We start from the raw sequence: 14692 nt of genomic DNA, 5'->3' as shown, positions 1-14692 counted from the left end.
AGGAGGCGCGCAGCGCCGTCTCGAAGCACGAGGGTTCCAGATGTGAACTGACTTACGACGGCGAAGCGTTGATTTTGCTCATATCGAGTTCGATACGCAAAATATCACCCGGTTTGATTTCGGTCCGCTCGTTACCGTTGATATCCTGAAACGCACCATTCACGTTGCGGCTGATCGTGAAGATCAGTTTCTTGCGCATATCGGCAGACGAAATATTGCCGGATGACTTGGCGATTTCCGCCATGGTTTGTATCTGTGCGCCGCTGCGTCGTTCCATCCGCGCCAGATTGAGATCGACCTCCTGCAAGCTGGTTGCCGCATCGCTGCGCCGGACTTCTTCCAGATTGGCGATACGCTGCTGCACAGCGAGCTGGTTTTGCCGCGCCCGCGCCAGAAACGACGCCAGCTCCAGCGCATCACGGCGTGTCGCCGACAGGTCGCGTTCCTGATCGCGCAGGTTCGACTTGGCCGCAAGGCCGCGATCGACCAGCGACCGGCTGGAATCGACATTTTCCTGCAGCAGCTGGATTTCCGTATCGTGCAGCTTGATGCTTTCCTGCAGGGTGTTGATTTCGTCGCCATAGCTTGCGACCTGCGCTTCAAGCGCCTGCCGTTCGGCTTTCATATTGTTGCGGCGTACATCGAACAGTGTGCGTTCGCCCTCCAGCATGTGCTGAACCAGACCCTGATCGTCTTTTGATACATTTGCTTGCTGCGAAGGCGTGTATTCGAAATCGGTTCCCTGCAGTTCCGCAGCCAAGCGCGCCCGACGGATTGTCTGGGCGGAAATCTGCAATTGCAGATCGGAATATTCCTGCTGCGCGGCAATCAACTGCATACCGGCGGTGACTGCAGGCGCTTCGCCCTTGCCTGCACCGCCGCCCAGCGCCATCAGTTCCAGTGCAACCATGCCCGGCCGGTACTCGTATTTGCCGGGCGCCTTGATATCACCCACGACAAAGACCGGCGCATATTGATTGATGCTCGCCGTCACGGTCAGACCCGGAATATGCTGCGACAGGGACGCCGCGATCTTCTCACTGATTTCAGTCGTCGTGAGACCGCGAACGGGAATGCTGCCGACAACCGGATAGCCGATGTTTCCATCGACATCGACCGGGTAAAGTCCCGTCAGGGAAGGCTGCCCATAGACCGTTACCTGCAAGACATCATTGGAACCGATGCGATAAATCTGCCCGTCGGCCAGCGCCATGCTGCCCGCGCTGAAGAACAGCATCGCAGAAAACACCGATGCCTGTAAATGGCGGGCGATACGACGCTTATATGTGAACTCCGGCATTGCCCCCTCCTCAATTAAACCTGTCTCTGGTTTTGATCTGACGCCAGATCCGGCGTTCGGCTGCGGCGCTTGAACAGCCCGGACAGCAGGGCGCGGACCTTGGCCAGCGTGCTTGTCACCCGCCCGGCATAGATGGTCGGGGCCTGACTGACGACAGCCAGCGCGGGCTTGCGACCAAAAGATGCCAGCGTCTGCACCAGCGCATTGGTTGCGCTGGAATCGCGCCGGTCATCGCTGACCACAAGAAGCGCCGTATCCGTAGCGCGCGACATCAGAACCGACCGCTTGTCTTCCTTGAAGGGCGGTAAATCCACCAGGATGATCTTGTGATCCGCGCGTAGCTGCGCAATGAGCCCGCTCAGCCAATCGCCATCCGGGGCTGGCCGGTGCGGCCTGATAATATCGATACCGGAGCCATGGTCGTGGATCAGCGCTGCGCCGCTGAGCTTTTTGGATGTCGCTGATGGCTGTAAATCGCCGATCGGCAGACCGAAAGCCGCACAAAGGCCGGACTGGCCGTTGGTTGCGTCGATCACCGCAATCGATACGCCGCTCGCGGCAAACTGCTGGGCCAGTGCCGTGATCACAAGGCTTTTGCCGTCGGCATCAGAGAGCGAAATCACGGAAAGGGCGAGTGAATCGCGGCCCCGTGTCAAAGCCCGCAAACGATCATGCACCGACTTGATCGCACGGCCGAAAGCGCTGGCCGGGTCCAGCCCGCCATTGATCAGCAGCGGTACGGTCAGGCGCGGCGTGTTGGGCAGCAAGGTCGCCGCTGGAATACCCGGCAAGGCGAGCGAGGAGGTCTGGGCCGGTCTGATCCGGTCGAAGGTTTCCTTCAGCATCGTACCCGCAACAGCGAAAAGCCCACCCAAACCAATGCCCAGCAACAGCCAGTTCATCAGTTTCGGACTTGCCTTGGCCATGGCCGGCTCGGCGCTGGAAATAAGCTGCGCTTCTGCCGAGGCGATGCCGTCCTGCTCAATCAGCTGCTTGTAGCGCGTCAGGTAACTTTCATAGACAACGCGGCTGGCATTGGCTTCGCGGTCGAGCTGTGCTGCCGTCACCTGCGCCTGATTGGCGCTGGCAAGGTCCGCTTCGGCGGCCTTCAACGCCTGTTCAAGACTGGATCGCCGCTGCCGGGCGATCTGAATTTCATTGCCAAGGCTCTGCACGATCTGGTCGACCTGTCCGACAATCTGCTGCCGCAATGCGTCACGCTCTGCCGTCAGGACAGGAATCTCGGCGCTCTTCACCGCGCCGTTCGTTTTCAGCTCACCGAGTTGGCGTTCGACACGCGCCTCTTCATTGCGCAATTGCTGGATCGCCGGAGATGCCAGAACTTCGGCCAATGCCGGTGTGTCACTGCCACCTTTCAGCGCCTGCGCAGTCTGTAAGCGAGCTTCTGCAGAGGACACTGCCCCGGTGGCCGCGACGATCTCTGTGTTCAAAGCCGCAACACGCTGCGCCTGAAATGTCATCTGCCCCTGATCGCCAGCCAGACCGGATTTTTGCCTGAAATCTTCAGCAGCCCGTTCGGCTGTTTCAAGGTCGTTGCGCAGCGTGACGAGCTTTTCACCCAGCCACTCGCTAACGCGCTTGGCCGCCGATTGCTGGACATCCACCTGATGGTCGAGATAAGCGTTCGCGAACGCATTGGCGACCTTCGCCGCATAGACCGGATCGGATGCGCGATAGGATATGAAAATCGTGTAGGAGCGACCGTCATTGGTAACCTGCAACCGCGAAAGCAGAAGATCAATCTGATCGCGCTCGCGCGCTGCGGCGTCGCCGTTTGGCGTTGCCGCAGGCGGCACCGTGACGCCATCCGCCTGCAGAATATCAATCACCTTGCGCGCCATCATCCGCGAATTGATGATATCGAGTTCCGAGCGCAAAACCGGACTGTCCTGCGGCAGCGGCGTGATGGCGCTTTCGCTTGGAAGCGCCTGAATCCGCCGCATGTCCAGAACGACCACGGCCTCCGAAACATAGGAGACCGGGGCGTTGAGATAGCCCAGACAACCAACCCCTATGCCCACCAGAACGGGCACGGTCAGCATCAGTTTTCTGCGTTTAACAGTATCCAGAAGGTCGGCAACCGGCTGCCGCGCGCTTCCTGACGAAACGTCGGAGATAATCACAACAGTGCTCCTTCACGGGAAGATCAGCTTGGATGTAACGGCTTTTAAAGTTCGGAAAATGAGGTTTCCGAAGGGAACAGCTCGTTAATGATGCAGGCGACTTCCGTGCGGTTCGTGACCTTGAGCTTCTTCATGATATTCCGAATATGCACTTTCACAGTGCTTTCGCGGAGCTTCAGCTCGTATGCGATGATCTTGTTGGCTTTGCCGCGGCGCAACGCATTGACGACCTCGGCCTGACGCTGCGTGAACATGCCGCCCAATGGCTGAATGCGCTGTGCGCCTGTTTCGGTCGCATGACGGAGAGCCAAAACACTGCTTGCCGGGACGAAAGTGCCGCCCGCCATGGCGAGACGCAGGGCTTCGATACAGACATTGAGATTGACCGACGTCGGAATGTAGCCCTTCACGCCATGCTCAAGCGCGCGAACGACCTGCGATATTTCTTCCTTGTCAGCGAGTATGATCACCGGCGCAGGCGCGCATTCGGTAACGAGAGACTTGAGATAATTGCCGACCGCCGGGTCGGATACTTTCTGCCCGCCTACATTGAAGAGAACGGCAGATGCGGTCCGGCTGCGACGCTGATGTTGCCATTGTTCGAAAGAACTGAAGGTTGCAATCGCCATGTCGGCGCAATTATTGGTCAGTCCATGCGCGAGACATTCGCGATCCAATGCGCGGCTGTCAATGATGACAACCAGAGACTGTTCACGTTCTTTGGTATAGTCACGTTGATCAGCAACGCGGCTCGCATACATGTTGCGAGAGTTGAGGCTCTCTTCCTTATCCTTGAACTGTGCAGATATATTCATTTTAACGCCCTCTGAATCTTTTAAGAACGCAATCCTTCTCCATGTCTAACCTTCATTAAACATGTGGATTACATCGTGTTCTATTTTATGATTGTATTCAGTCGCCCTAAGTTCTTTTATATATCTTATTTTCCTAAATTATTGCCGAACTCCCCCGTGCTGTCATTAACCTAGATTAACGGGCGAATAGAAATATGGTTTAGAGTGTATCCGTTATTCTACCCAATTAGTGGTAGAAAATGCCCCCTTGCCAAATCATTGCCCCTCACGGAAGCTTGTCATCGAATATGACGCGATTTCGTACAGGATGAGCCGGGCAATCATCCTGATATCCAAACCACGCACCGGGTAACGCCGATGGGGCCGAATAACGAAGACAACACGCTGCTCAATCTTCTCAAGAATCCACCCATCGATGCGACCTTCGAGGCAAATGACCTTAATGTTCTGCGATCGATGCCGGTTTCGACCAGACACTATTCACCGCATACAATCATATCCAGACAAGGTGACTGGACGAATTCGGTGCTCATCATCAATAGCGGGTGGTGCTGCATCTATCGTGATCTGCCCAATGGAGACAGGCAGATCCTCGACTTTCCGATGAAGGGTGACCTTCTCGGTTTCCGCACGGGATTGGGCTTCAACTATTATACGTTGTTTTCCATCACCGATATTTCGGTGCTGGAAATCAATCTCGATACGCTGGTTGAAAACATGCTGAAATCGGCGCGACTGGCCATGGCCTTCATGGAGATGACAGCGCGCCAGCGCACCATCCTGCTGGAACATCTGATCAGTCTGGGAAGGCGCGCTTCCGTCTCGCGTGTAGCCCACCTTCTTCTTGAACTCGGCTATCGTGCCCGGGCCAATGGCACCGGCGACGAGAATGGCTTTTATTGCCCGATCACCCAGAGCGAACTGGCCGACGCACTCGGCCTGACGCCGATCCACACCAATCGCATGCTGAGGGAGCTGCGCGAGGACAATCTGCTGACATTCCGGAACAACGAAGTGAAATTCATGAACCGGACTGCGCTCATGCAGATTTGCAGCTTTGATGAAAGCTATCTCGCAGCCAATATCTTTGCGAGCATTCACAAATCCAACCGGTGAGCCGCTTCATCCGCTCCGCGTTCCCACGCTATTCTCCAGCAATATCGGTTCTGTTTATCAAATCTTATCCGGATAGAGGACAATACTGCGCCTGAGCAACCAGACGAGGAACAAGGCATGAGCGGCGCGGAAAGCGAAGAACTTATTCACGTGCTGTATATTACGGCCATCGTCGCCGAAGCGATGACTGCGGCGCTGGCCGCCGGACGCCGCGAGATGGACTGGATTGGCGTCTTCCTGCTCGGCTGCGTGACCGCGCTTGGCGGAGGATCGGTACGCGACGTGTTGCTCAATCACCACCCGCTGTCATGGGTGCAGCATCCAAGCTATCTGGTGATCACCGGATTTGCGGCTTTGGCCACCATCCTCGTAGCGCGCTACATGCACCGCCTGCGGCAGATGTTTCTTTTTCTCGACGCTATCGGTCTGGTGGTGTTCACGGTCATTGGCTGTGGTGTTGCGCTTGGCATGAGTATGCCGATCATCATCGTCATTGCGGCGGGCATGATCACCGGCTGCGTCGGCGGTGTTCTGCGCGATGTGCTGTGCAATGATGTGCCGCTGCTTTTCCGCTCGGAACTCTACGCGACCGTATCGGTCGTTACCGGCGGCATCTATCTTGGCGGGCTTTACCTGAATGTCTCGCAAGGCCCCGCCGCCTTCGTGGCGATGGCGGCAGGCCTTATTCTGCGACTTCTGGCGCTGCGCTTCAACTGGAGTATGCCCAAATTCGTCTATACGAAAGACCTGCACTAACTTTGTGAGTGCAGACTATCGTTCCTTTTTCTGACTGCGCGCGCGCAGCCAGAAAATGACGAAGAAACCCAGCACGAAGACGACGGCAAAGATCGCTGCGGCCACATGCGAGCGCGCGCCCAGCGCCAGCATGATGCTTGGCACGAAATAAGCGAGCACACCGAAGCCGATCAGGATGACGGCGGCGGCAATGGCCGGATGGCTTTTCTGCGGTTCAGCCAAGATTGCGGAACTCCTCAAACCTTTTTATCTGCTGGCCGTCACTATCAAAGTTTTCCGGTGCAAGCCATGCCTGATAGGCTTTCTTCAGTGCTGGCCATTCGCTGTCGATGATCGAATACCATGCCGTGTCGCGGTTCTTGCCCTTGGCCACCATATGCTGGCGGAAAATCCCCTCAAAGGTGAAGCCGAAACGCTCCGCCGCACGCTTGGAAGGCGCATTGTCATTGTTGCACTTCCATTCGTAGCGACGATAGCCCAGCTCGTCGAAGATATATTGCATGAACAGAAACTGTGCTTCCGTTGCCGCCGGCTTGCGCGAAATCAGCGGGCCCCAATAGATATTGCCAATCTCGATCACACCATGAACCGGGTCGATGCGCATCAGGGTCTGGCGACCGGCCACCTTGCCGCTGGCCTTGTCGATGACGGCATAAAACAGCGGATCTTCGCTTTTCGAGACCTTCTCCAGCCATGGCTCGAACTCCGTGCGGGTCGCGGGCGGAAATTCGAACAACCAGGTGAAACGCTGGTCGGCATCGGTCACCGATGACGCCGCGAAAAGCTCGTCGCCATGCTTTTGCGGATCAAGCGGCTCCAGGCGCACATAGCGGCCTTCCAGCACTTTTCGTTCCGGCCTTGGACGTGGGGTCCAGTTCTGCAAATCACTCATGTCATTATCCCCGAAGGGCCTCCCATTTCGGGAACGACAGGAGCATAAAAGCCGGGCCGCGCAAACCAGATTATTGTAGCCGTTTCATTTTTCTCGAATGGCGGCCCTATCGACCGAGACAGCCTTGACCAGCGCAACCACCCGGTCGCCTGTCCGCAAGCCAAGATCATCCACCGAGCGGCGTGTCAGGCGCGCACCCAGATGCCGTCCCTGAAAGTCCAGCGATACATGCGCATTGGGGCCCTCACCCGCCTCGATGCCCGTAATGGTGACCGGCAGCACGTTGCGAATGCTGATCGCATCCGGCGCGGCGCGGGCCAAAGAAACGTCACGCGCCCGTACACGCAGGCGCACATGCATGCCCTGCTTCAGACCCGCATCCGTCAACTGGAACGACGCGCCGTCAAGGTCGATCTCGGCCAGCTTGTAGCTCTCGTCATAGGACGCGACCGTGCCTTCCAGAAGCACGCCGCTGCCCTCGCCGCCGATGGCTGGATCCGCTCCGATGCGCGGAAATATCTCCGCCGCCTCGCCGCTTGCCGTCACTTTGCCGCCGGAAAGCAGCACAATTTCATCAGCAAGCCGCGCCACTTCGTCTATCTCGTGGCTGACATAGACAATCGGCACATGGCTTTCGTCACGCAGACGCTCGATAAAGGGCAATATCTCCTGTCGGCGCGCATGGTCGAGCGAGGAAAGCGGCTCATCAAGAAGCAACAACGCCGGATCGGATAACAGCGCCCGTCCGATGGCGACACGCTGGCGCTCGCCGCCCGAAAGCGTCGATGGGCGGCGATCGAGAAGCGGCTCAATGCCGAGAAGCTTCACTACCTCATCGAAGTTGCGCGTGGCCTGTCGGTGGCCTGCCCAGCGCGCATAGGTCAGGTTGCGCTTGACGCTCATATGCGGAAACAAGCGGGCCTCCTGAAACACATAACCGATGCGTCGTTTCTCGGGCGGCAGGTTGATGCCCTTATCCGCGTCGAACAGCGCAAAATCGCCAACGGCGATACGTCCGCTTTCGGGGCGCAAAGTTCCGGCAATCATCTTCAAAAGCGTGGTCTTGCCCGCTCCCGAATGACCGAACAGAGCGGTCACACCGCCGCCCGCTGCAAAATCGGCTTCAACGGCAAACTTGCCATTGCGGCCCGTGATGGAAACAACGAGCCCACTCATTTTACGTTTCCGGCAAGCCTGCGCTGCAACCATTCGGACAGCACAACGGCGATGATGGAAATCGCGGCGGAAATGGCAATCAGTCGGAATGCTTCGGCATCGCCCGACGGCGTTTGCATCAAAGCGTAAATTGCAAGCGAGAGGGTTTGCGTCTCGCCGGGAATATTGGAAACGAAGGTGATGGTCGCGCCAAATTCACCGAGCGCCTTGGCAAAGCCAAGCACAGCACCCGCCAGAACACCCGGCAGGAGCGGCGGCAGGATTACGGTGAAGAACGCCACCAACCGGCTGGCGCCCAATGTGCGCGCCGCTTCTTCAAGCCCACGATCCAGCCCTTCAATCGACAGGCGGATCGGACGGACGAGCAGCGGAAACGCCATGACACCAGCGGCAAGGGCAGCACCCGTCCACCGAAAGGAAAAGGACAGGCCCAACCATTCCTGCAAGGGAGCGCCGAACGCGCCTCTCGCGCCGAACAGGATCAACAGTAGATAGCCTGTGACCACCGGCGGCAAAACCAGCGGCATGGTCACAAGCGCCTGCGCCAGAGACTTGCCCGGAAAATCAAACCGGGCAAGAATCCATGCAACAAGGAACGCGACTGGCAGAGCGAAGATGATGGCAATTCCGGCTACCCGGAGTGACAACAGGACAATCGGCCAGACGCCGGCTTCCATCATCACTTGCCTGCCTCCGCAGCGCCGACAAAGCCTTTATCCTTGATGATAGCCTGACCGGCATCGCTTTCAAGGAAAGCAAGGAACGCCTTGGCGGCATCGCTTTCATTCTTTTCAATGAGAGCAGCCGGATAGAGGATCGGCGCATGGCTGGTTGCCGGGAAACGGTAGGCTTCGACCAGATCTGGCGCGGCAGCGCGGTCAGATGCATAAACGATGGCGGCCTTCACTTCGCCGCGGCTGACATATTGCAGGGCAACACGCACATTCTCCGCGAACACGGCATTCTTTTCGACGTCTTTCCAGATATCGAGCTTTTCCAGCGCAGCCTTGCCATACTTACCGGCTGGCACATTGGACGGATCGCCCATGGAGAAACGGCCAGCGCTCAAGAGTTCCTTGGCATCGGCCTTCGGCGTATCCTTCTGCGTGGCGATAACCAGCGCATTGCCTGCGATCACCTTGCGCGACGCCTTGTCGATGGCATTGGCCTTCTCGACGTAATCCATCCAGTCCAGATCGGCGGAAATGAAAATCTGGGCCGGAGCGCCCTGTTCGATCTGCTTGGCCAGCACCGACGAAGACGCAAAGGAAGCAACCACTTCCGTGCCATCCTTGGCTTTGATCTGCTTGGCAGCTTCTTCAATCACATCCTTCATGCTCGCAGCGGCAAATACCGTGACCTTTTCGGCGGCATGCGCGACCGAAGCGGCGCCAGCGGCAACTGTGATAAGAAATGCGGCTATAAGTTTTTTCATGACTACCCTCCATATTGCCCGTTTGAGCGGACAAACACCATCATCCGCCGGAACGAACCGGCGCGCTTTTTTGCGATGATGGGCTTGATGGAGGCAAACGCGACCCGGATGCCGTCAGACCCTTGATGCACGGGCGTCCATGCAAAAGCCGCCCAAAATTCCGTAACGAATTCAGATCGTTCCAGAATCGAAACTACCTTAATGCGGTGCAACTTATTTGGCTAGTCCCGGAAGCCTATCAACTGCCGATATGCTTGTGCTGACCACGTGCTTTGGCAAGCGCGATCTGCTTCTGGCGTTCGGCAAAACGGGCGCGATCTTCCGGCGTGCGCTCATCGTAGCAACCAGCGCAGGAAATGCCTTCCTCGAAGAACTTCGAGAGCTTGTCCTCCGGCGTAATCGGACGACGGCAGGCGCGGCAAAGCTCGACATCGCTTTCCGTCAAGCCATGACCAACGGCAACGCGCTCGTCGAAGACAAAGCACTCGCCATTCCACATGCTTTTTTCCTGCGGAACTTCTTCGAGATATTTGAGAATTCCACCCTTGAGATGGAAGACATCGTCAAAGCCGAGGCCTTTCACAAAGGCCGTCGCCTTTTCGCAGCGGATACCGCCGGTGCAGAACATGGCGATCTTCTTGCCTTCCAGCTTGTCGCGGTTCTGCTCGACCCAATCCGGAAACTCGCGGAATGTTTTGGTCTGCGGATCAAGGGCACCCTCGAAAGTGCCGATGGCATACTCATAATCGTTGCGCGTATCGACAACGACCGTGTTTTCGTCAGCAATCAGGGCGTTCCAGTCCTGCGGGGCGATATAGGTGCCGACGCTTTTCAGAGGGTCGATACCATCGACACCCATGGTGACGATTTCCCGCTTCAGCCGCACCTTCATGCGATTGAACGGCATTTCGCTTGCATAGGAATATTTCAATTCCGGCTGGCCGAGCCCCGGAATGGCAGTGATATGCTGGACGAGCTTTTCAATCGCTGCTGGCGAACCGGCAACCGTACCGTTGATGCCTTCGGCAGCCAGAAGCAGCGTCCCCTTGATGCCATTGCCACAGCAAAGCTGGGCCAGCGGTTCACGCAGGCTTTCATATTGCGGCAGAGGCGCAAAGCAATAAAGGGCGGCGACAGTGAAAGGTAAATTGCTCATCGGTTGTGTCTTCTTTGAAAATCTACCCCGCAACTAATCCCCTGACACGGCGAATTCAAGACTACTTTATCCTCACAGCCCCGGATGCGGCGAAAATCACCTCGAAGACCACTGTCCAAGAGGAGAAACCTATGTTCGACAGACAAACCATCGACGCTATGACCGCCATGGCAAAACAGGCGCAGATCGACCCGGCGGTGTTGCTGGCAGTTGCGGAAGTGGAAAGCGGCGGTCGCGCGCTTTACGATGTGGATGGACACAAGGAACCGGCGATCCGCTTTGAAGGACATTATTTCGACCGCAGGCTTTCCGGGCGTATTCGCGATTATGCCCGCCAAAACGGCCTGTCCGCCCCCGAAGCAGGCAAGATCGCCAATCCGAAATCGCAAGGCGACCGCTGGCTGCTGCTGGAACGCGCTATGGGGCTGGACAAGAAGGCCGCACTGGAATCCACCTCATGGGGATTAGGTCAGGTCATGGGTGCACATTGGGAGTGGCTTGGCTTTGCTTCGGTCGATGGGCTGGTGGCGGAAGCGCGCGGATCACTTTCCGGTCAGGTACGGCTGATGTTGCGTTTCATCGAGAAGACAGGGCTGGCGGATGCCATGCGCACCTGCGACTGGCGCGGCTTTGCAAAGCGCTATAACGGCCCCGCTTTCGCCCGCAACAGTTACGACACGCGCATGGCCGCCGCTTATGAGCGCTGGCAAAAGCAGATCGGCACTCTCAAGACTGCGGCCTGAAAACAAGCTTGTCCCGGCTGTGGACAAGTTCGTCTCATCCATTTAAATCGATTTATTACATTCCGTGCATGTCCATTTTTGCGGAATCGTTGCACATTCCGCAAAATACGCCGAAATACTCCAACAGCCGAGCGAGCCGATGCCTCAGAAAACCGATCTTCTCGTCCCCGTCATGACAGGCCAGCCGGTTATCCCGGTTCTGTTGATCGACAAGGTAGAACATGCCGTGCCGCTGGCGCGCGCATTGGCCAAGGGCGGCCTGCCCGCCATTGAGATCACCTTGCGTACGGCAGCGGCACTGGACGCCATTCACGCTGTCGCGGATGAAGTGCCGGAAGCCATCGTCGGTGCGGGCACCATCCTCAACGCCAGGCAATATGAGCAGGCTGCAAAGGCCGGTTCGCGCTTTATCGTCAGCCCCGGCGCGACCAAGCAGATTGTCGACGCGGCCAATGACAGCCCCGTCCCGCTTCTGCCCGCTGCCATCACGCCGAGCGAAATGCTGGCGCTGCGCGAAGAGGGCTATACGCATCTGAAGTTCTTCCCGGCCGAACAGGCAGGCGGCGCTTCCTTCCTGAAGGCGCTCTCCTCACCGCTGGCCGGCACATTCTTCTGTCCCACCGGCGGCATCAGCCTCGCCAATGCGAAAACCTATCTCTCGCTGCCAAACGTTGTTTGTGTTGGCGGCTCGTGGGTTGCACCGAAGGAACTGGTGGAAGCAGGCGAATGGGATGCCATCACCAAGCTCGCAAGCGATGCCGCCAGCCTGAAAGGCTGAGCCCCCAAACTGACCAAAGAAAAAGGGGCCTTACGGCCCCTTTTTCTTTGCTATCGTTGCAGCAATCAGTTGGTTGCGGTGAATTTTGCGACCGTCAGGAAGGTCACAGCATTGCCGCTGAACTTGTTGGCGCGCTCGCTTTGCAGGTCGCCCTGCTGGAAGCCAGCCGTATAGACCATAGCTGGAGCGGTGCGCATCGCATCGTTACGCAGAACCGGATTGGTAACCGGAGCCTTCTGCGCCATGGACTCCGACGACATCGCCATTTCCGCATTATGCACGGCTGCTGGCTGCACCACGACATGTGGCTTGGCCGAAGACGCCTTGGCAACACGACGCGCGCCCTTGGCAGTGGTACGGACGCCGGTATCGACGGCCTTGCCAACTGCGACCGGCTGCTTGGCGCGGGCGACAGCGGGTTCAACCGGCGCTGCGACTGGTGCCAGAGAGGCGGTCTGAACCGGAGCTGGCTTCAGCTGCACTTTGGCGACCGGCTCGGAATCATAGTCGTCGCTTGGCGGCGCGATCAGTTCGCCGATCTCATCCTTCTTGGTCAACAGCGCGAGCTGGGTATTGGCCTCGGCGCGCGGAGCCTGCTTCGGCAGCGGCAAAGCGCCCGCTTCACCCGGGTTTGTCGGCGACGAACCTGCACCCGCAACAGCCACGGCATCATTGTCTTGATTGTTGACCAGCGCAGCGATCGCATCCTGGCCGGAAGCAGCAGGCTGTTCACCCGGGCGACCCGGACGCTGCGACGGAATAACCGAGGCAACGAGCTGCGCCTGTGCATCGTCACCTTCAAGCTGCGGACGTGCTGAAGGGATTGGCACGAAACCGTTCATGAGCGGCGATGCATCGGCCACCTGCGCGGCATCTGGATCGGCGGCAGCAAGCGCCACGGCATCCTGCGGCGCCATTTCGGGCTTGCGCGCCGGGATCGGCACATTCATCGCAACAACAGCAGCGCCCTGATCAGCAACATTGCCGGTCTGCGCCTGAGATTCGAGTGATTGCGGGTTCAAACCAGTTTCAGGACGCGGTGCCTGTATCGGAACCGGCGCTTCACGCGGCGGCAATGCAGCAACCATCGTTTCGCGCGGCTGAGCCGGGGCTTCTTCTTCCGGTGCTGCGGCTGGAGCCTGCTTGGCCGGAGCTGTCGCACGGGCCGGACGCGCCGTTGCCGGGGTGGCAACATCGCCATTATCTTCTTCTTCGTCAGCGCCGCCACCGAAGAGCGCGCCAAACAGCGTCTTGCTCTTGCGCGTCGATGACGAATTGCTCGCCACCATGATGTCACCACCACCGCTAGCCTTGCGCCGCTCGATCATCGCCAGAGCTTCGTCATAGCCGGGCAAAGGTTTGCCATCCGCTGGAACGTGAGCGGTCTTGCCATCCGGGAACAATGCCAGCAGTTCACGGCGGCTCATGCGCGGCCAGGAGCGGACATTGCCGACGTCCATGTGCACGAAAGGTGAGCCGGAGCGTGGATAATAGCCGACGCCGCCAATCTGGTAGCGCATGCCGATGCCGCGCAGCTTGGCCAGATTGACGCCCGGAATAAAGTAATCCATCGCGCGGCCCAGCATGTGCTGGCTTTTCTTGGCGACGCCGCGCGTGTTCGAACGCAGCATGGCGTTGGTCGCAGGCGAGCGATAGGCCGATACAACAGTGATATACTGGCTTGATCCCGTGGACTGATAGACCTGCCACACAAGATCGAACAGGCGCGGGTCCATCTTGGTCGGCTCATTACGACGCCAGTCACGCAGGAAGACATTGAGGCGCTTCAGCCCTTCGGGCACATAGCGGCCATTCTTCTTGAAGACGATTTCCGCCTTCTCGCCCGTATGGACGTAATAAAGTTTAAGGGAGCGGGTTTCAGCCGAAGCCTGCGTTGGGGTACCCACGAGGGCAATTGCCGCCGCAACAAGGGAGAACGAGAGAGACAGACGCGCCTTCGCACCAATCCGGGCTTTTTGCCAGACATTCGCGAAATGCGCTTTCATGGTCGATATGCTGTTCATCGAATCGTATCGCCTTACCGTTTTGTCCGCCCCCAGAGGCTACAAGTCCGAAACTTACGGCAACTGTCAGTCACAACAGTTGCAAATGGTCTCGTCCGCAGCTCTCTTTCCAAGTGACCTTTTCTGAGCGTCGCACGAAATCCGCTTCGTTCCGCCATAGATCCAATTGTCGGATTTAATGGTTAATGGACGCTTAGTGAACAACAAATGCGGAAACACCATGGCAAAAAAGACACAGGAGCGCATCTATTTTCGCTATGGTAAAAAAACTATTAACAGTCTTTAATTGGCAACAGTGCGCCTAACCTCCAAAGAAGGAGGATTAGAACTTCATAAAATTCAATAATTTAGGCTGGT

General features: G+C 57.7%; 14 protein-coding genes. 4 read left to right on the top strand and 10 right to left on the bottom strand.

Going from position 1 to position 14692, the window contains the following annotated elements; translation table 11 throughout:
- Positions 1–52 precede the first annotated feature (52 nt).
- From QBD01_RS09670 to QBD01_RS09660, 3 genes are read right to left on the bottom strand one after another with little or no spacing between them, the layout of a single operon-like run.
- Positions 53–1300, bottom strand: coding sequence for a polysaccharide biosynthesis/export family protein (locus tag QBD01_RS09670; protein ID WP_280992606.1), 1248 nt, complete (start codon positions 1298–1300; stop codon positions 53–55).
- 14 nt (positions 1301–1314) lie between these two features.
- Entirely contained in the window at positions 1315–3444 is a 2130-nt protein-coding gene (locus tag QBD01_RS09665; RefSeq protein WP_392391361.1) for a GumC family protein, read from the bottom strand.
- Positions 3445–3488: 44 nt separating this feature from the next.
- The gene (locus tag QBD01_RS09660; protein ID WP_280992605.1) at positions 3489–4259 is read right to left on the bottom strand and encodes a response regulator transcription factor; all 771 of its coding nucleotides are present in this window, start codon (positions 4257–4259) and stop codon (positions 3489–3491) included.
- 357 nt (positions 4260–4616) lie between these two features.
- On the opposite strand from QBD01_RS09660, the gene QBD01_RS09655 reads away from it, so the two are divergent.
- Positions 4617–5375: a Crp/Fnr family transcriptional regulator gene (locus QBD01_RS09655; protein WP_280992604.1), complete on the top strand. Its 759-nt coding sequence runs from the start codon at positions 4617–4619 to the stop codon at positions 5373–5375.
- Between the two features lie 117 nt (positions 5376–5492).
- Positions 5493–6131, top strand: a complete 639-nt coding sequence (locus QBD01_RS09650; protein WP_280992603.1) for a trimeric intracellular cation channel family protein — start codon at positions 5493–5495, stop codon at positions 6129–6131.
- 15 nt (positions 6132–6146) lie between these two features.
- Here the strand turns inward: QBD01_RS09650 and QBD01_RS09645 are convergent, their stop codons facing one another.
- The 6 genes from QBD01_RS09645 to QBD01_RS09620 form a co-directional block, all read right to left on the bottom strand.
- Complete coding sequence (locus QBD01_RS09645) at positions 6147–6353, bottom strand: hypothetical protein (RefSeq protein ID WP_078339220.1); 207 nt, start codon at positions 6351–6353, stop codon at positions 6147–6149.
- On the bottom strand, positions 6346–7023 hold the full coding sequence (locus tag QBD01_RS09640) for a GNAT family protein (RefSeq protein ID WP_280992602.1): 678 nt from the start codon (positions 7021–7023) through the stop codon (positions 6346–6348). Before QBD01_RS09640 ends, QBD01_RS09645 begins: the two co-directional genes overlap by 8 nt.
- Before the next feature lie 84 nt (positions 7024–7107).
- A complete protein-coding gene (modC, locus tag QBD01_RS09635) occupies positions 7108–8199 on the bottom strand; it encodes a molybdenum ABC transporter ATP-binding protein (protein WP_280992601.1) in 1092 nt (363 codons plus the stop codon).
- Positions 8196–8879 carry a molybdate ABC transporter permease subunit gene (gene modB / locus QBD01_RS09630; protein ID WP_392391379.1) on the bottom strand — a complete coding sequence of 228 codons (684 nt, stop codon included), beginning with the start codon at positions 8877–8879 and terminating at the stop codon, positions 8196–8198. Before modB ends, modC begins: the two co-directional genes overlap by 4 nt.
- Positions 8879–9634, bottom strand: a complete 756-nt coding sequence (modA, locus tag QBD01_RS09625) for a molybdate ABC transporter substrate-binding protein (protein ID WP_280992599.1) — start codon at positions 9632–9634, stop codon at positions 8879–8881. The genes modB and modA overlap by 1 nt, the downstream gene beginning before the upstream one ends.
- Positions 9635–9872: 238 nt before the next feature.
- On the bottom strand, positions 9873–10790 hold the full coding sequence (locus tag QBD01_RS09620; protein WP_280992598.1) for a rhodanese-related sulfurtransferase: 918 nt from the start codon (positions 10788–10790) through the stop codon (positions 9873–9875).
- A gap of 131 nt (positions 10791–10921) precedes the next feature.
- Between QBD01_RS09620 and QBD01_RS09615 the strand changes: the two genes are divergently transcribed.
- The gene (locus QBD01_RS09615) at positions 10922–11533 is read left to right on the top strand and encodes an N-acetylmuramidase family protein (protein ID WP_280992597.1); all 612 of its coding nucleotides are present in this window, start codon (positions 10922–10924) and stop codon (positions 11531–11533) included.
- 139 nt (positions 11534–11672) lie between these two features.
- Positions 11673–12311, top strand: a complete 639-nt coding sequence (locus tag QBD01_RS09610; protein WP_280992596.1) for a 2-dehydro-3-deoxy-phosphogluconate aldolase — start codon at positions 11673–11675, stop codon at positions 12309–12311.
- Between the two features lie 65 nt (positions 12312–12376).
- On the opposite strand, the gene QBD01_RS09605 is transcribed toward QBD01_RS09610, so the two are convergent.
- Positions 12377–14317 carry a DUF882 domain-containing protein gene (locus tag QBD01_RS09605; RefSeq protein WP_280992862.1) on the bottom strand — a complete coding sequence of 647 codons (1941 nt, stop codon included), beginning with the start codon at positions 14315–14317 and terminating at the stop codon, positions 12377–12379.
- Between the last annotated feature and the right edge of the window lie 375 nt (positions 14318–14692).

It is taken from the genome of Ochrobactrum sp. 19YEA23, from assembly GCF_029909865.1.
GTDB lineage: Bacteria > Pseudomonadota > Alphaproteobacteria > Rhizobiales > Rhizobiaceae > Brucella > Brucella gambitense.
The sequence above is the reverse complement of the archived record's forward strand: the minus strand, read 5'-3'. Positions and strand labels throughout refer to the sequence as shown.